Annotated in this window: 15 protein-coding genes; 10 read left to right on the top strand and 5 right to left on the bottom strand. The window is 59.3% G+C overall.

The features are described 5' to 3' along the window. The first annotated feature begins 36 nt into the window (after positions 1-36). A complete protein-coding gene (locus tag ACM6IV_RS07400; protein WP_007916127.1) occupies positions 37-240 on the top strand; it encodes a PLD nuclease N-terminal domain-containing protein in 204 nt (67 codons plus the stop codon). A 61-nt stretch (positions 241-301) separates the two neighbouring features. On the opposite strand, the gene ACM6IV_RS07395 is transcribed toward ACM6IV_RS07400, so the two are convergent. The 3 genes from ACM6IV_RS07395 to ACM6IV_RS07385 form a co-directional block, all read right to left on the bottom strand. Beyond that, on the bottom strand, positions 302-1,528 hold the full coding sequence (locus ACM6IV_RS07395; protein WP_414869373.1) for a zinc-dependent alcohol dehydrogenase: 1,227 nt from the start codon (positions 1,526-1,528) through the stop codon (positions 302-304). A 96-nt stretch (positions 1,529-1,624) separates the two neighbouring features. Then, on the bottom strand, positions 1,625-2,635 hold the full coding sequence (gene cydB, locus ACM6IV_RS07390) for a cytochrome d ubiquinol oxidase subunit II (protein WP_414869372.1): 1,011 nt from the start codon (positions 2,633-2,635) through the stop codon (positions 1,625-1,627). Beyond that, positions 2,625-4,022: a cytochrome ubiquinol oxidase subunit I gene (locus tag ACM6IV_RS07385; RefSeq protein ID WP_414869371.1), complete on the bottom strand. Its 1,398-nt coding sequence runs from the start codon at positions 4,020-4,022 to the stop codon at positions 2,625-2,627. Before ACM6IV_RS07385 ends, cydB begins: the two co-directional genes overlap by 11 nt. A gap of 328 nt (positions 4,023-4,350) precedes the next feature. On the opposite strand from ACM6IV_RS07385, the gene ACM6IV_RS07380 reads away from it, so the two are divergent. The 4 genes from ACM6IV_RS07380 to ACM6IV_RS07365 all read left to right on the top strand — a co-directional run bounded on the left by ACM6IV_RS07380 (position 4,351) and on the right by ACM6IV_RS07365 (position 8,333). After that, positions 4,351-4,827: a hemerythrin domain-containing protein gene (locus ACM6IV_RS07380; protein ID WP_414869370.1), complete on the top strand. Its 477-nt coding sequence runs from the start codon at positions 4,351-4,353 to the stop codon at positions 4,825-4,827. A 103-nt stretch (positions 4,828-4,930) separates the two neighbouring features. Next, a complete protein-coding gene (locus ACM6IV_RS07375; RefSeq protein WP_414869369.1) occupies positions 4,931-5,995 on the top strand; it encodes an NAD(P)/FAD-dependent oxidoreductase in 1,065 nt (354 codons plus the stop codon). A 145-nt stretch (positions 5,996-6,140) separates the two neighbouring features. Continuing rightward, entirely contained in the window at positions 6,141-6,623 is a 483-nt protein-coding gene (locus tag ACM6IV_RS07370) for a GNAT family N-acetyltransferase (RefSeq protein WP_414869368.1), read from the top strand. 168 nt (positions 6,624-6,791) lie between these two features. Continuing rightward, on the top strand, positions 6,792-8,333 hold the full coding sequence (locus ACM6IV_RS07365; RefSeq protein WP_414869367.1) for a class I SAM-dependent methyltransferase: 1,542 nt from the start codon (positions 6,792-6,794) through the stop codon (positions 8,331-8,333). A 193-nt stretch (positions 8,334-8,526) separates the two neighbouring features. Here the strand turns inward: ACM6IV_RS07365 and ACM6IV_RS07360 are convergent, their stop codons facing one another. Further along, on the bottom strand, positions 8,527-9,009 hold the full coding sequence (locus ACM6IV_RS07360) for an anti-virulence regulator CigR family protein (protein WP_414869611.1): 483 nt from the start codon (positions 9,007-9,009) through the stop codon (positions 8,527-8,529). Between the two features lie 271 nt (positions 9,010-9,280). Between ACM6IV_RS07360 and ACM6IV_RS07355 the strand changes: the two genes are divergently transcribed. After that, positions 9,281-9,439, top strand: coding sequence for a DUF2986 domain-containing protein (locus tag ACM6IV_RS07355; RefSeq protein WP_414869366.1), 159 nt, complete (start codon positions 9,281-9,283; stop codon positions 9,437-9,439). Positions 9,440-9,554: 115 nt separating this feature from the next. On the opposite strand, the gene argG is transcribed toward ACM6IV_RS07355, so the two are convergent. Further along, positions 9,555-10,886, bottom strand: coding sequence for an argininosuccinate synthase (argG, locus tag ACM6IV_RS07350; RefSeq protein ID WP_414869365.1), 1,332 nt, complete (start codon positions 10,884-10,886; stop codon positions 9,555-9,557). Between the two features lie 438 nt (positions 10,887-11,324). Here argG and ACM6IV_RS07345 point away from each other — a divergent pair, with 438 nt between their 5' ends. The 4 genes from ACM6IV_RS07345 (at position 11,325) to ACM6IV_RS07330 (ending at position 17,133) form a co-directional block, all read left to right on the top strand. Continuing rightward, positions 11,325-12,611, top strand: a complete 1,287-nt coding sequence (locus tag ACM6IV_RS07345; protein WP_414869364.1) for a lysine N(6)-hydroxylase/L-ornithine N(5)-oxygenase family protein — start codon at positions 11,325-11,327, stop codon at positions 12,609-12,611. A gap of 53 nt (positions 12,612-12,664) precedes the next feature. Then, the gene (locus tag ACM6IV_RS07340; RefSeq protein WP_414869363.1) at positions 12,665-13,951 is read left to right on the top strand and encodes an ATP-grasp domain-containing protein; all 1,287 of its coding nucleotides are present in this window, start codon (positions 12,665-12,667) and stop codon (positions 13,949-13,951) included. Between the two features lie 108 nt (positions 13,952-14,059). Then, positions 14,060-15,970, top strand: a complete 1,911-nt coding sequence (locus ACM6IV_RS07335) for a class I tRNA ligase family protein (RefSeq protein ID WP_414869362.1) — start codon at positions 14,060-14,062, stop codon at positions 15,968-15,970. Beyond that, positions 15,967-17,133: a saccharopine dehydrogenase C-terminal domain-containing protein gene (locus ACM6IV_RS07330; protein ID WP_414869361.1), complete on the top strand. Its 1,167-nt coding sequence runs from the start codon at positions 15,967-15,969 to the stop codon at positions 17,131-17,133. The genes ACM6IV_RS07335 and ACM6IV_RS07330 overlap by 4 nt, the downstream gene beginning before the upstream one ends. Positions 17,134-17,155 lie beyond the last annotated feature (22 nt).

Genomic DNA, 17,155 nt, shown 5'->3' with positions numbered 1-17,155 from the left:
GCGCCACCTAACGAACAGACCATCAGGAGGTAGCCAATGCAAATCGAAACCGTGTGGATCGTACTGGCGGCAGTTCTTCTGCTTATTGAACTCTGGGCCATCAATCGGGTGCGCAAGAGCGAGGGGAAAGCGAGCAACAAAGGCGTATGGATCGTACTGATCGTGTTTGTGCCGTTGTTCGGGCTGATCGCCTGGGCGTTGGCGGGGCCAAAACACGTCAGTCAGCATTCGGCGTCGTAAGCGGTCTCTTTAGCCTTCGTGCGGGGCTTGCCATCGGCATCGCCCCGCTGTTCAAGGTTGATCAACTGGCGGGCACCAACGGCGGCAACTCTTCCATTTGCGCCAGTGGCACGTCACTGCTGCCGGGGGTCAGAATGACCTTGCGGCAGTTTTCCTGTTTCTTGTCGAAAATCCTGTAGCCCTCGGCGGCCTGCTCAAGCGACAACCGGTGGGTGATGATCGCGTCGGGTTGCAAGGCACCGGTTTCGATGTATCCGAGCAGTTCCGGCAAATAACGCTGCACATGGGTCTGGCCCATTTTGAACGTCAGGCCCTTGTCGAAGGCATCGCCGAACAGAAAACCATGGATAAATCCGGCATACACGCCTGGCACGCTGACCACCCCACCGCGACGGACCGCAGCAATGCACTGACGTAAAGCCTTGCCGCTGCTGCCTTCAAGTTTAAGCGTGGCCAGTACCGTTTCCGTGGTGCTGCCCTTGGCTTCGAACCCCACCGCATCGATTACCGCATCAACGCCACGACTGCCCGGCGTCTGGCGAATGATGGTGTCCGCCGGATCATCGTCGTCATCGAAGTTGATCGGTATGACGCCGTAGGTGCGTTGCGCGTACTCCAGCCGATAGGGGTGATGGTCGACCATGAAGATACGTTCAGCACCGAGCATTTTCGCGCACGCCGCGCTGAGCAGCCCCACCGGGCCGGCGCCATAAATCGCCACGCTCGACCCTTGGCCGACCTGCCCATTGATGACCGCTTGCCAGGCGGTCGGCAGAATGTCGGAGAGGAACAGGACTTTCTCGTCCGCCAGCGTGCCTGGCACTTTGAAGGGGCCAGTGTTGGCCTTGGGCACCCGCACCAACTCTGCCTGACCGCCGGGAATGCCGCCGTACATGCGGCTATAGCCGAACAACGCGGCCGGCGGCGGAATGATTTTTTTGTTCATGGCCGCCCCCGTGCCGGCGTTGGTGGTCTCGCAAGCGGCATAGAGTTCCTGCTGACAGAAGAAACAGTCACCACAAGCGATCACGAAAGGGATAACCACCCGATCGCCCGGTTGTACGGCCGTCACCTCAGATCCGGTTTCTTCGACAACGCCCATGAACTCGTGGCCGAAGATATCGCCATGCTCGACCGTCGGTATCTTGCCCCGGTACAGGTGCAGGTCCGAGCCGCAAATGGCGGTCGCGGTGACGCGCAGAATAATATCGTCGGGCGCTTCGATTTTCGGATCAGGCACGGTCTCGACTCTCACATCGTGAGCGCCGTGGTAGGTCATTGCTCGCATGGCTTTAGCCCTCGCACTGATGGATGAATTGGCTGCTGCTTCCAATACGGCAGGACAGCGTCAGAACGAGTTCAGTGAGATTTTGCGGAAATCGGATCAGCGGGAACCACCCTCCCCGCGCACACGGACTTTTCCGCTGAAGACTCGAAAGCCGAAGGTGTTGTAGATCAATGTCACCGGAATCAGAACGGCAAAGCCGATCAGCATGAACAGCTGGCTTTTCGGGCTGGACGTGGCGGCTTGCAGGGTCAGGCTTGGCGGGATGATCAGCGGATACAACGCCACCAGCATCAAGGCGAAGGCCAGTACAAAAACGCCCAGCGCGGCGAACAACGGCAGAAAATCAAAGCGTGCGGCGAACCCGCAGAAGAACACCAGCAGACAGAAGCCGAGCAGCGCTGCGGCGGGGATCCAGACGCGAGGGTCAGTCAATCGCTGCGCGTACTGCACGTGCAACGTTGCGCTCCAGAAGACCAGCACCACCAAGGCCAGAACGGTCAACAAAGCCAGGCCTCGTGCCTGTCGCGCGGAGCGCCGTTGCAGTTCATCGACGGTTCGCCAATACAGCCAGCAGGTGCCCAGCCACGCGTAGCCCAACACCAGCACCAGGCCACAAAACCACGGAAACGCGCGCAACCATTCGCTGCCATTGCCAATGTATTGACCGCCCTGGTGCGGCACGCCTTGCATCAACGTACCGAGCACGACGCCCTGGATCGCGCCGGTCAATAACGACCCGCTCATCAACACACGATCGACCCAGCGCTTGCTGCGTTCGCCGGGAGCGTGGTCGCGAAACTCCAGCGCCAGCGCCCTGAGCATCAACGCCAGAAACATCAGAATGAACGGCAGGTACAGCGCGGGCAGCAAAATCGCGTAAGCCAATGGAAACAACGCCAGCAGACCACCGCCGCCCAGCACCAGCCAGGTCTCGTTGGCGTCCCAGATCGGCAGAATGGTCACCGCCATGGCGCGCCGATCGTCGCTGCACGGCGTCAATCCCATCAAGACACCGACACCCAGGTCCGTGCCATCGAGCAGCACATAGTTCAGCACCGAAAAACCAAGGGCCGCGGCGCACAGCAGGGTTATCCAGTCAGTGTCCATGCGTCCGCTCCTCGGCGTGCCCGGTTTCTTCGGCCAGCGTCGGTTGCGGGCCGGGTTCGTCTTCATGCGCAGGCTCACGCAACAAGCGCAACAGAACCCAGAGTCCGATGCCGAAGACCAACAGATAAAACGCCAGAATCAGCACAGTCGACACCAGCACCTGTTCACGCGAGACCGGCGACAGACTGTCCGCCGTGCGTAACAGTCCGTAGACGGTATAGGGCTGACGGCCGACCTCGGTGACCGTCCAGCCACTGAGCATCGCGAGGAACCCGGCCGGTGCCATCAGTACGCAGCCCCACAACCAGCGGCGCGCGACGTAGAGGCGTTGTCTGCGCCGCAACACCAGACTGATCACGCCCTGCCCCAGCATCAGCAGCCCCAGTCCGACCATCAGGCGAAAGGCAAAGAACACCGGGGCCACCGGCGGAATGTCTTGCGCTGCAAACTCGTCCAGCGCGGCGATGGTGCCGCTCAGATCGTGCCGCAAGTACAGGGAACCGATGCGCGGAATGGCGATTTCCCAGTGATTGCGCCGGTCGCTCATGTCAGGCCATGCAAACAGACGCAAAGGTTCGCCGGCACCTTCCGGTGGGCGTGTCCAACTGCCCTCGATGGCCGCCACTTTTTGCGGCTGGACCTTCAGGCTGTGCTGACCATGCAGATCACCGACCACCATTTGCATCGGCGCCAATACCACAATGGCCCAGAGCGCCATGGAGAACTGCAAGCGTGCCCGCGGATTGTCAGACGCCTTCAACAGTTGCCACGCGCCGGCACCGGCCACCAGCGTCGCCGTACCGAGCAACGTCGCCAGCGTCATATGCACCAGCCGATAGGGAAAGGAAGGATTGAAAATGATCGCCCACCAGTCCTCAGCCATAAAGCGGCCATCGGCGGCGATCGAATAGCCGGTCGGCGTGTGCATCCAGGAATTGGCCGAGAGAATCCAGAACGCGCTGATCAAGGAGCCCGCCGCGACGGCACAGGTGGCAAAAAAATGCAGACGCGGGCCGACCTTTTTCAGCCCGAACAGCATGATGCCGAGAAAGCCTGCCTCAAGAAAAAATGCCGCGAGCACTTCGTAGAACATCAGCGGGCCGAGGATATCCCCGGCCTGCACGGAAAGCCGCGACCAGTTCAGGCCGAACTGGTACTCAAGGATCAGCCCGGACGCTGTACCCACCGCGACATTCAGTGCAAAGACTTTGAGCCAGTAACGATAGACATCCAGATACACCTTGCGTCCGGTGCGTAACCAGAGCGCCTCAAGGATCATCAGAAAATTCGCCAGGCCGATGGTGAGCGCCGCGAGCACGATATGAAAACTGATGGTGATCGCAAACTGCGCGCGGGCCGCCATCAGCGCGGAATCAGTGGCGTCCATGCCACTGGCTCAGTGACAAAACCAGTCTCTGACCGTTGGCGTCGATCAGTCTCTTGCTCAGCATGACGTTCACCTCGAAGGATTCCCGGATGCGTGTTGGACAGCGACGCCGGCACGCAAATTCAGCCGAGGCTGTGAACTGCAATGCTCCCACGACGCCGGTCATGCAGGCTGCACGAAAGCAGTTTGACGCTGGCGCTGTAAGCCTTTGAAGCAACGGCATTTTTCCGGATCGATGAATTGGCATGGCAAATGCCACTGATACAGGGCATTCACAGCGCCGTGGGACAACGGCCTGTGTTCACCCCGTGACAGCCGAGGAACCATAATGAACGCCATCGACCTTCTCAAAGCCGATCATGCAAAAGTCAAAGACATCCTCAGCCAGCTCAGCGACTCGACGGAGCGAGCGTTGAAAAAGCGCGTGGAACTGTTGGGCAAACTGGAAATGGAAATCACCATCCATACCCGTCTCGAAGAAGAGATCCTCTATCCCGCATTCAAGGCCGCCGGCAGCAAAGAACAGGACGTCATGTATTTCGAAGCCAAGGAAGAACACCGCACCGTCGACTCGCTGGTGCTGCCGGATCTGAAACAGACCGATCCGAGAACCCCGGAGTTTTCCGGTCGGGTGAAAGTGGTCAAGGAACTGCTCGAGCACCATATCGAAGAGGAAGAAACGGAAATGTTTCCTCAAGCGAAAAAACTCTTGGGCAAAGCCAAACTGGACGAGTTAGGCGCGCAGATGGAAGCCATGAAGGCCAGTTACAAGAAGGAAATGGCTGCCGGAAATATGGCCGCATAAACCGTTGCTCGTGCCCAGGCCCGGCTTCGGCCGGGCTTTTTTCTGCTTGCTCGAATCCCTTGCGCTGCTGCACGATCAGCTGTCGCCAACAGGGAATGTTGAAATGGAACAGAAAGCGCCTCAGCGAATCGTGGTGATTGGTGCCGGCATCGTCGGCGCGTCCCTTGCGTATCACCTCTCACGCAAAGGGGCACACGTCACATTGATCGAGGCCGGCGAGATCGCGAGCGGCGTGACCGGACGCTCCTTCGCCTGGATCACTACTACGCACGCCGGCGCTGATCCTGTTGCGCCGTTGCGCGCCGGCGCCATTGAAGAATACCGACGTCTGGAAGCCGAGTTACCCGATCTGCAGATTCGCTGGACCGGAGCGTTGACGTACGACAAATCGGCAGAGGCGTCTGCCTCGACGGCGGTAGTATCTGCCGCCGAGATTCTTGTTCGCGAACCCAACCTGAAGCATCCCCCCGCTCATGCGTTGTTTCGCGCGCAAGAAGGCGCGCTCGACGCGGTGCGCGCCACTCACGCCTTGATTGCCGGCGCCCAAGCGTTGGGGGCAGAGCTGCTCACGCACACCCGAATAACGGGTTTCAAAACCTGCGGTACAACCGTCACCGGTGTCGAAACCGCAACGGCCACGATCAATGCCGATCTGGTGGTGCTGGCCGCAGGGACCGGCATCAGACCGTTAGCGCAGATGCTCAACGTTTCCCTGCCCATCGAGGCCTCGCCGGCGATTTTCATCCGCTACCAGACGCAACCGGACCTTGTGAAAGGCATTATCTCCAGCCCTGAAATGGAGGTGCGACAAAGCGCCGACGGCGCATTGCTGGCCGCTGAAGACTATCTGGGAGAGGAGCCAGGCAACTCGCCGACAGAGATCGCCTGGCGTACCGCCGAAGCCATACAAAACCAACTTTCTGGTGTTGTTTCAATTGAGCCGCAAACCGTCGCTGTCGGGTTCCGGCCCATACCCGCTGATGGCATCCCCATTGTTGGCTTGCTGCCCGGCATCGGCGCGGTTTACGTGTGCGCGATGCATCCCGGTGTGACGCTGGCAGCGATTGTCGGGCGACTCGCCAGCGAAGAAATCCTTGGATGCCAGGCATCCGCCGCCCTCGGGCCGTGCCGCCCTCAGCGCTTTTTTCAGCACGCCTGCAACGCTTGATCCAGACTTGCCGAGGTCTCGCAGCAACGATTGGCGCATGCGACGGATTCAACGATCGATTTTGATCACCGCTAACCACTCGAAACGGTCCGAGAGACACCCTGACGCAACGCTACTATTCCCAAACATCACAGGAGCGCTATTCATGGAAGAAGTCATTACCTACCGAACCGCCACCGCCGACGATGCTCTGGCGATGTGCGAGCTGGGCCAGTTGCTCAACTCGGTACACCACGCCGCCCGCCCTGATATCTACGCCGCCGCGACCGACGATTTCGCCCGCGATTTGCCGCACTGGGCCGGGGTCTTCGAAAAGCCCGGCCAGATCGTCTTCATCGCCAACGCGGGTGCCCGGCCCGTCGCGTTCATTACCGCCACCCTGTCCGCCAGTTCCGGCCCGCTGATGCAGCCGCAGAACGTGGTGCGCATCGGCTCGGTGTGTGTCGCCGAGGTGTTCTGGGGCAAAGGCATTGGTCGTGCGCTGATTCAACGCGTCAAGGACTGGGCCATCGAGCACGACGCGCAGGATTTGCGTTTAACGGTATGGCCCTTCAACGAGCGTGCCGCGCGTATGTACGCGGAATTTGGCTTTGAGACCCGGGCATTCGAGATGGGCCTGCGTTTGTAAGTGGCGGCCAACGCCGATCATCAATAACTCCGGCGAAATATCATCACGAACCCTATCGAATGATTCGATCCTGCCGACAAACTCCTGTGTGGACACCGAGAGTCTTTCACGACGCGGTTCCACCTCCTGCAAAAGCCACTTTCCATTACGATTCAAGAGGCTGCACCCATGAGCAATGCCTGGAACGAAGGTTATTTCACGGACGAAGGCTACACCTACAGCTATAGCCGGGAAATCAATCCGGTATTCCAGCGTTACTGCCTGTTGTTGCGCGGCTTTGCCGGTCTGGACAATCCCGACGGTTATCACTGCGAACTCGGCTTTGGTCAGGGGGTGTCGATCAATATTCACGCCACGGCCAACCCTGGCGGCTTCGTCGGTACAGACTTCCACCCCGGCCAGGCGGCCCATGCCATCGAACTCGCAGCGCTCAGCAATAACGGTGCGCAGCTGTATGACGACAGCTTCGAGCAACTGCTGGCGCGTCATGATTTGCCGCAGTTCGACAGCATCAGCCTGCATGGCATCTGGACCTGGGTCAGCCGTGACAACCAGCAACTGATTGTCGAATTCGCCCGCCGTCACCTCAAACCGGGTGGTCATCTGTACGTCAGTTACAACGCATTCCCGGGCTGGTCACCGGCTGCGCCGTTGCGCCAATTGTTCAGCCTGCACGACCGCTTTGCCCATCACTCGACGCGGCCGGATCAACGCATCGATGCCGCGTTGCAATTTTCCGAAGCGTTGCTGGCGGCCAACCCCAAGTACGCCATCGCCGCGCCGAGTCTGGGCGCTCGCCTGCAGACCATCAAAGGCCAGGACCGCCAATACGTCGCCCACGAATATTTCAATCGTGACTGGAACTGCATGTACTTCGCCGACATGGTGGATGCTCTGGCCCCGGCCAAGCTCGATTACGTCACGACGGCAGTGCCGCTGGATTCGGTCGATGCACTCAACCTGAGCGCCGAAGGCCTGGCCTTTCTCGACGGTATCGAGCATCCGGTGATGCGCGAGCAAGCGCGTGACTACTTCGTCAACCAGGCTTTCCGCCGCGATCTGTACGTGCGCGGTGCCAACCGACTCTGCGCCGCCGAGCGTCGGTCGCGCATGCTCAATACCCGATTTATCCTGATGCAACCGGCAGAAAACGTAGCGTCCAGCGTCACCGGCCCCGCTGGTGTCGCCTCACTGCAAGCGGAAATCTACGGCCCGGTGCTCAACGCGCTCGCCGGTCAGACGTACGACGCGAAAACGATGCAGCAGTTGCTCGATGCGGTGTCGCCAATCGCCTATGACGATCTGGAACAGGCCATTGCCATCCTGGTCAGCATGGGCGCCGTTGCCCCTTGCCAGAGCGAAGCCGCCGAGACGCTGGTGTACGAACGCTGCGCCGCGTTCAACCTGCAACTGTGCAAACGCGCGCTGTTCAACGCTGACATTCAAGTGCTGAGCAGCCCGGTTACCGGCGGTGGCGTCACCGTCAGCCGCTTTCAGCAACTGTTCCTGATTGCCATCCGCCAGGGCAAACAGCATCCGGCAGAGTGGGCGCAATTGGCGTGGAGCGTCATCGCCGATCAAAACGAAGTGCTGGTCAAGGACGGTCAACCGCTGACCACCGCCGAAGCCAATATCGCCGCGCTGACCGAACAGGCTCAGGCCTTTGCCGAGCAATCGCTGATCGTGCTCAGTGCCTTGAAAATCGTTTGATTGAAGTGGATGGCGCGCAGCGGCTCGGCTCAGGCAGAAAAGCTGCGCAAACCCTCATCCACCAGTCGCCTGCGGATACGTGGACTTCAACAAATACTGCGCGGTGATGCCCTTGCCGAACAAGAGCCTCGTTTTGCAGCAATCTCAGCGCATGCCGGCCTGACATGCGGCAACATTATTCGTACGATGCGGCTTAATCGAACGCCCCGTTCAGCACCTCATAAATCAGGCCGGTGGCCAGCGCCACCAGTATCAGGTCCGTGCCCACCTGCTGCCATTCATAGCCTTCGTAATGCGGCAGATGACCGAGCAGGCGTCCGTCGAGCTTCTTCGCAATACCGGGCGGCAGCGGTTTGCCGCGGGCGAGGTTCTTTTGAATGCCCGGTGGCAACGATGGGCCCGGACTCCAGTAGTCGCGATAGCCGCCGACAATCCCGAGCACACTGCCGCGATTGATGCTTGGACCATGACTCCAGTCGCCACCGGAGCTGCCTTTGTTGCCACCGCCCTTCTGGTTGCCATTGCCTTTCTGGTTGCCGTGGCCCTGCATGTTCTGCGGATTGCCCTTGCCATTGCCCTGCCCCTTGCCGTTCCCAGGATCAGCCAGGGCCATCGCCGAGCTGAACACCAGCGCAAGGGAAGAAATCATTGCAATCAACCTGCGTGAGTTGATCATGCGGCGTGCCTTCATGGTGGTTGGCTCCTGTGTCATCGTGACGTTACACATCAGCGTAGTTTATTCCGCCTGGATAATCGTGCGATGTGAAGACTGGGCATTGCCTTGACCCGTAGCTTGGGTCAGGATTCGCTCCTTTTTGAGCGCAGGCGCAAACGTGGCGCGTCTTTTCTGCAGGGAACCGGCGCTGGCCGGGGCCGCACACCGCTTGACGCATACGTTCAAGCCCTTCGCCAATCGATATTCAAACTTGCAGGCCGGATAGAAAAACATGAATCGTCAAAAGAAACTGCAGCAGCTGTTCAAGGAAAAAGCCAAAAAGGCCAGCGCCAAACTGGCGCCGAAAAAGCCCAAGTACATCAGCAAGGCTGACCGGGCAAAACTGGCGGCTGAGGCGGCTGCGGAATCAATTGATCACAGCGAGAGCTGATTACCGCGTCGTAAACACGCTGCGGTTCCAGCCACCACGTCCACAGTGGCGACACCGGGGACGTGGCTGTTCAGCCGAACACTTGATGGCGTCGAACGAGACCCGGGGCGGACGCTCAGTCGCTGCCTTTCGAGTCCGCCAAAACGGAGGCGTTGTCCGCCGTGAGCAAGCCGGCTTCGGAGTAGATTCGCAACTTGTCGAGGGTGTCGGCGATGTCCAGATTGCGCATCGTCAATTGGCCGATCCGGTCGCGTGGCGAGAACGTCGAAACGACCTTTTCCATCGACAGGCGTTCAGGGTGGTACGTCAGGTTCGGTGACCGGGTCGCCACAATCGAATAATCATTGCCGCGACGCAATTCGATCGTCACTTCGCCTGTAATTGCCGCTGCGACCCAGCGTTGCGCGGTTTCCCGCAACATGATCGCCTGCGGGTCGAACCAGCGCCCCTGATACAGGAAACGCCCCAGCCGGCGGCCGTTTTCGCGGTACAGCTCCATCGTGTCTTCGTTGTGGATGCCGGTCACCAGACGCTCGTACGCAATGTGCAGCAAGGCGAGGCCCGGCGCTTCATAAATGCCGCGACTCTTCGCTTCGATGATCCGGTTTTCGATCTGATCGCTCATGCCAAGGCCATGACGACCGCCAATGCGATTGGCTTCAAGCATCAGCTCGACAGCATCGGTGTAGGTCGTGCCGTTCAGGGCCACGGGATGCCCTTGCTCGAAGCGGATCGTCACGCGTTCTTTTTCGATCCGGACATCATCGCGCCAAAACGCGACGCCCATGATCGGATTGACGATGTCGATGCCGCTCTCGAGGCTTTCAAGGTCTTTGGCTTCGTGCGTCGCGCCCAGCAGATTGGAGTCGGTGGAGTAGGCTTTTTCCGCCGACATCTTGTAGGCGAAGCCTGCCTGATGCATGAACTCGGACATCTCGGCGCGGCCGCCCAGCTCGTCGATGAATTGCTCGTCGAGCCAGGGCTTGTAAATCTTCAGCTCGGGATTCACCAGCAGGCCGTAACGGTAAAAACGCTCGATGTCGTTGCCCTTGTAGGTGCTGCCATCCCCCCAGATATTGACGCCGTCCGCCTTCATCGCCGCCACCAGCATGGTGCCGGTCACGGCCCGGCCGAGCGGCGTCGTGTTGAAGTAGGTCGCGCCTGCCGTCGTGATGTGAAATGCACCGCACTGCAACGCGGCGATGCCTTCCGCCACCAGTTGGGCGCGGCAATCGATCAGGCGCGCATCTTCAGCGCCGTACTCCAGGGCGCGGCGCGGGATCGACTGATAGTCGTCCTCGTCCGGTTGCCCGATATCTGCGGTGTACGCGTAAGGGACGGCGCCCTTGATGCGCATCCAGTGCAGTGCCGCACTGGTATCCAGCCCGCCGGAGAAGGCAATACCGACCTTCTGACCCTGCGGAAGGTTCTCAAGAATGTTGCTCATGACTCGGGTCCTTGTAGTCGGGGGGGAAAGGAGAATACCGCGATTTTCGACGTTGTATAGGCCCCCGACAGCGCCCTTTACCGTGATCATTTTCACCGCGGACTAATTTTTAAATACGTCGTGAATGGGCGTTGACGGTTGAAAAACCGTCGTCCATATTGGATCCAATCAATCGCCTATACATATCCAAAATAACAACACAAGGATGCGTGTATTTCAAATGATTACAAGAAGCCATCGCGCCCCGCCAAAGCATGCCTCCCGGTCATCTCGGAACACAAAACCCTGACCGGAACTCTTCTATTTGCCTGCAACTGAAAAATTCAAATCGGCTGAACGTCAAGAGAGACCTGCAAAGGCCTTCTCGAGATCGAGCACGCTTATTGATTGCGAAAGTTCTCATCCGCACGACGCGGTGAGCCAATGGAGAAGGCTGACATGGAAAACGAGATATACGACTGCGTGGGAATCGGCTGCGGGCCGTCGAATCTCAGTATTGCCGCGCAACTGTATGGGTTACGTGAAGTGCGCAATATATTCTTCGAGAAAAAGTCAGAGTTTTCCTGGCACAGCGGCATGATGCTGCCGGATGCCTGCCTGCAAGTCTCGATGTTCAAGGACCTCGTCACACTGACCGAGCCGACCAATCCGTTTTCGTTTGTCTCTTACTTGCATCAGCATGGTCGCCTGCTGCCGTTCCTCAATGCCCAGTTTGCGCAGATCTCCCGCCTCGAGTTCGCCGCTTATCTCAAATGGGCAGCGCACACCAATGAAAACGTGCACTTTGGCGAAGACGTCCAGGGTGTCGATTTCGATGGCGCGCACTTTGTTGTACAGACTTCAAAACGCCAGGTGCTGTGCAAACACGTCATCGTCGGTGTCGGTATCCAGCCTTATCTGCCTGAATTTGCCCGCCCCCATATCGACAACGACAGCCACTTTCATATCTATGAGTTCGCCAATCAGCCACGCCGGTTAGGTGGCAAGCGCGTGGTGGTCGTCGGTGGCGGCCAGTCCGGTGCGGAGGTCGTGCTCGAGTTGCTGCGGCGTACTGGCGACGAGGCGCCGAGTCAGGTCTCCTGGGTGTCGCGCCGGGAGAACTTCTCGCCTATCGATGACTCACCATTTGCCAATGATCTGTTTACCCCCGCCCATTCGAACTACTTCTATGGTCAGGACGAGAACTTTCGAGAGGCGTTTCTCAAGCGTAATGAACTCGCCAGCGATGGCATTTCCGAGCACACCTTACGCAGTATCTATCAGCGCATTTACACCCTGCGCTACATCGAACACTCACCGATGATCGTACGGTTGATGCCTTCGCGCAGTGTCACTGAAGTATGGCGTGAAGAAGGAGCATGGAAGCTCGCCGCGCAACATGCGGGCAGTCATGCCCAGGAACTCCAGGAAGCCGACGTGCTGGTGTGGGCCACCGGTTTCCGCTCCGCCGCGCATCCTTTCATGGGCGCTGTGGAAAGTCGCCTCGAACGCGAAGGCGGTGAGATTCGCGTGGACCGCGATTACGCGGCGATTTGGGCAGGTCCGGCCGACCGGAACATCTTCATGCTCAACGCGACGCGACGTCAGCGCGGCCTAGCCGACCCGAACCTGAGCCTCATGGCCTGGCGCGGCCAAATCGTCATCGACCGGATACTCAACCGGCCACGCAACACCAAGCCTGGCGAGGACGGCTTCGTCAATTGGCAAACCCTGGCGACCGGCTGAGCCGATGTCGTTGTGCAACTGCAATCACCTCATTCAATAACAAGGAACCCATTGTGAGCCGATTATTCAACAAGGACGTCATCGTTATCGTCGGTGGACTGTCGAGCGGGCGCCACATAGCACCGCTATTCAAAGGACTGGGGTTCAGTTGCATTCACGTGTGCACCGTGGACGCGATCGAGCATCCGATCCTCAAGCCTACGTTCAACCCGCTTGATTACGCCGAAAACCATGTGCTGGCGTCCGAGGATGAGGCCGAGGACTTCGTGAAGGCGATGAAGGGACGTCATATCAAGGCCGTTATCGCCGGATGCGAACCGTGCGTGCTGTTTGCGGACAAGCTGGCCGAAATGTTCGACGCACCACGCAACCTTGGCGCACTGAGCACGGCGCGCCGAAGCAAATACCTCATGCACGAAACACTGCGGCGCCATGCGTTGAAATCGGCCCGCCAGTTGCTGACCGATGACTTGCAGCAAATCTATGCCTTCCACGATGAGATCGGTGCGCAGATCGTGCTGAAACCCGAAGCAGGCGCCAACACCGACGGTGTGCATTACTGCAATACGCGCCAGCAGATCGCCGATGCATTTGACGCCATCCTCGGCGCCAAAAGCCTCTTCGACGACTTCAGCGAAACGTACAGCAAGGTACTGGTTCAAGAGTACCTCGACGGCAAACAGTACCTGGTCAATACCTGTTCTTCGGATGGTCATCACTACGTCTGCGATGCGTGGGGCGAAACGCGAGAAAACGACGATGCGCCCTCCAATGACAGCCATGCCGACCTGGTGAGCCGCGATTCTGCGCTTCATCAATCACTGTCGGACTATGTCGGCCGGGTCTGCGATGCGCTTGGCATTCGTTATGGCACCGCGCATTTCGAACTGCGCATGACCGATGAGGGCCCCTGCCTGATCGAAGTGGCCGCACGGATGTCGGGGAATGTGGATTTTTCCGTTCTGTACGACACCCACAGCCTGACGCAACTGTCGTTGCTGGCCGATGCGATGCTCGACACGCCGGCCTTCGTGACGCGCACCCGTGCCGTGTACCCGAAGAGCAAAGCGGCGCGCAAGGTGTACTTGTCGTCCGACCTGACGGGCGATGTACAACGCGAACCGGATCTGAATCTGCTGCTCGATATCGAAACCGTGCGCAGCGTACTGTTCCGCGTTACCAACGGCACCCGGCTGTACAAGACCGATCGCTCCCAAGGCCACGACCGGCCCGGTCATCTCTATATGGTGAGCGAAGACCCCGAGCACATTGAACGCGACTACCTGCGCGTGCGGCGCAACGAGCGCCTGCTCTACGAGACCATGCTCTTGCGCCCCTGAAGCCATCGGCACGACTCGATAAACCACGCCATTGCCCGCCTCTTCCCGTCGAAGACCGACAGGACGGGCCATGGCTGCGCCGCAACCTCCATTCAGGTATGCAGACCCATGAAAATCACCCGCACTTTCCCGCAGTCCTTTGCCCCGCAATACGGGCAGATCAACGTTCGCGACATCACCGTGGCGCCTTTGCAGAAGACCAACATTCACAATCACCATGACCGCGAATGCTGGTCCGTCCTGAGTGGTGAAGGCGTGCTGACGTCGGGCGCGCAACGCGTGACCCTGCGCGCCGGAGATCATGTGGTGTTCATGCCATTCGAAGAGCACACGGTCGAAAACCAGGGCGCCGAGGATTTGCGATTCACCTCGCGCTGGTTCGTCGACTGGAGCGCGGTCGCCGATGAAAGCGAGTCCACGGCGTCAGTCAAGGAACACGTGCTGATCGAGACCGCCTTTCCGACCCCCAACGGCCCCTTGCATCTGGGACATCTGTCGGGCGCGTATCTGATGGCGGACATCCTCAAGCGTTGCTGCGAATTGACCGGTACCGACGCGTTTGCCTATTGCGGAACCTACGGTCACACCAATCACATCGACAAAACGGCGGCCGCCAAAGGCTTGACCTATGACGACCTCGTGGCGAGTTGCGAGAGCGTCATCGGTAATGACCTGGCCATGTTTCAGATCGAGTACGACGCGTTCCTGCCGCATGTCCCGACATCGGAGGCGTTCGCCAGCGCGACGTCGACATTCATCGAGCTGCTGCACAAGTCTGATTGTCTCGTCGAACGCACGGTCGACCACCCCTACAGCGAAGCGTCACAGCAATTCGTTTGCGAGAGCTACGTCACCGGCCAATGCCCGCATTGCGCGAGCAGCACCATCGCCATGGAGTGCGAAAACTGCGGGCTCTATCAGGACGAATGCAGCCTGATCGACCCGGTTCATTCGCTGACAAAAGAAAAGCTCGTGCATCGCAAAGTCGAACGTCTGTATCTGCGGCTCGATCGCACGCTGCTCGAGGCCATAGCGGCGAACCTGTACAGCCACAACACCGCTGCCAGCCGAATGTGCTACGACCGTTTGCGCCAATACATGGATGCCGGCGCTCTGCGCGACATACCGGTGTCATCCTTGCGCGGCCGGGGTGTACCGGTAAAAGGCGAGCAAGTACTGAGCGTGGTGATGGAACGCGCGCTGCGCTCGTTCTTTGGTCTGTCGCTGTATCCGGATACCACGCGGCATCTGTTTTTCTGCGGTTTCGACAACCTCTGCGGTTCGGGGATCCTGCTGCCGTACGTGTTGAAAACGCTCGGCATTGCCGATGCGCAACTGCCGGTCGCGGCGATCAATCACTTCAGTCTGCTGGACAACCGGAAGTTTTCGACCGGCGCCAATCATGCCATCTGGGCCAACGCATTTTTGCAGACGTATCCCGCCGATCTCGCGCGTATCTATCTGTGCCACATTCACAACCCGACCGGTGAAAGCAACTTCCGCCTCGAAGCATTTGGCGATTACTCGAGGCAGTTCGTGCAAGCGCTGATCGATGTTTTCACCAATGGCCGCGAGCTTGTCGCCCATTTTGCCAACGGCCCCATTGAGGCCGGCCCCTGGTTGAAGCAGGACATTGCGTTTTACCGTGAATTGAACGGCGCCATGGATTACTGCCTCGACCACTACGCTCACCACTCGCCGAGTGTGGCGGTCGACAGAGTCGGCTACCTGCTCGAGATGATCACCCGCTACATCGGGCAAGCGTATGCCTACCGTGATGATCGCAATCTGTTGCGAACCAAAGTCGCGTTAATCCTGCACGCCTATCAATGCCTGGCCTACTGCCTGTTTCCGGCCATGCCGGCCCTGGCGACGCAGCTCTTCACCTGCCTCGGCGCAGAGCGCGCGCAGTGGCACGCCGAGCGGCGCGTGGTCCGTATTACGGAGCAGGCCCGGAACGGCATCGACACCCTTGTCGAGACATTGAGCGGCATGAAGCAAAAGGTGGAGCACGTATGAACAGGACAATCGCCCTCATCGGTTGCGGCAATCTCGGTTATCCGCTGGCCCTGCACATCGGCCAACTCGGTTTCGATACCTTGCATGTCCACGATCTGGATGCGCGCAAAGCGGCCCGACTCAAGCACGACATTCAGCAGGTCTACCCGGCGCTACAGGTCGTGGATCATCTCGACACCCATGATCTGGACGTGGTGTTGCTGGCCCTCAGCGGGCCGGCGACGATTGCCTTCGTTACCGATGAGCGCAATCACGCGCTGTTCAAGGGCCGCGCGATCTTCGTCAGTCTCGGCCGCCCCAGCTATGACGACATGGCGGCGCACGACACGCTGCATCGCTACTTACTGGAACGTAACGCTACCCTGCTCTTCGGCTTCGGCCTGGAGCCGGGCCTCGTCGAGGTGTTGATGCACGATCTCGCCTCGCGCCATGCGCCGGGCATCGTGAGGAGTCTGAGCGCTTTTTGCGGCGGTGTTCCGCAACAGCCGACGCCCCCCCTGAACTACGACCTGTTGTTTGGTGATCGCCTGCCCGCGCTCAATCGAAAAGCGCTGATGAAGCTCGATGGCAACCTAGGGCACTGCCTGCGTTTCGATATGAAAGAAACACGCTTCATTGAAGAGGTGGGCATGCTGGACGTCTACCATGACGGTCTATCGCCTTACCTGCTGCGCTCGCCGTATCTGGAGGCCATTCCCACGATCAAGCAACAGACGGCCCGCTGGCCCGGTTTTTTTGACAGCGTGCGCAGCCTGATCGCGCTGGGTCTGCTCGATGAACAGCCATTACCGGGCGCGACGGCGTCACCGAGCGATCTGGTGCATGACGTCCTCGTGCGCAATGGCAGACTCGCCCGCAATCGTCCGGATATCAGCTTCGTCGAAGTGGTTGCCGAGCTGATCTCGGGCGAGCACATTTCCTTGCGCATCATTTCCAGGTTCGACGACAGCACAGGGTTGACCGGCATGGCGCAATTGACCAGTTTTCTCGCGGCCTGGACCGCGCGACAAGTGACGCAAACCCCGGCGCTGTGCAAGCCCGGGCTGACCCTCAGCCACGAGTTTTACGACAGTGAATCGACGTGCGAACTGCTGACGGCGTACCAGAAATACGTGCGCTGCTCCGTGCACGCGTCCGCTCAGCTTCACAGCGCCTCTCTCTAACCCAATACTTTCGACAGGACGT

The organism is Pseudomonas sp. IT-347P (assembly GCF_949768005.1).
Lineage (GTDB): Bacteria > Pseudomonadota > Gammaproteobacteria > Pseudomonadales > Pseudomonadaceae > Aquipseudomonas.
Note: the sequence above shows the minus strand (reverse complement) of the source record. Positions and strands in the feature narration are given on the sequence as shown.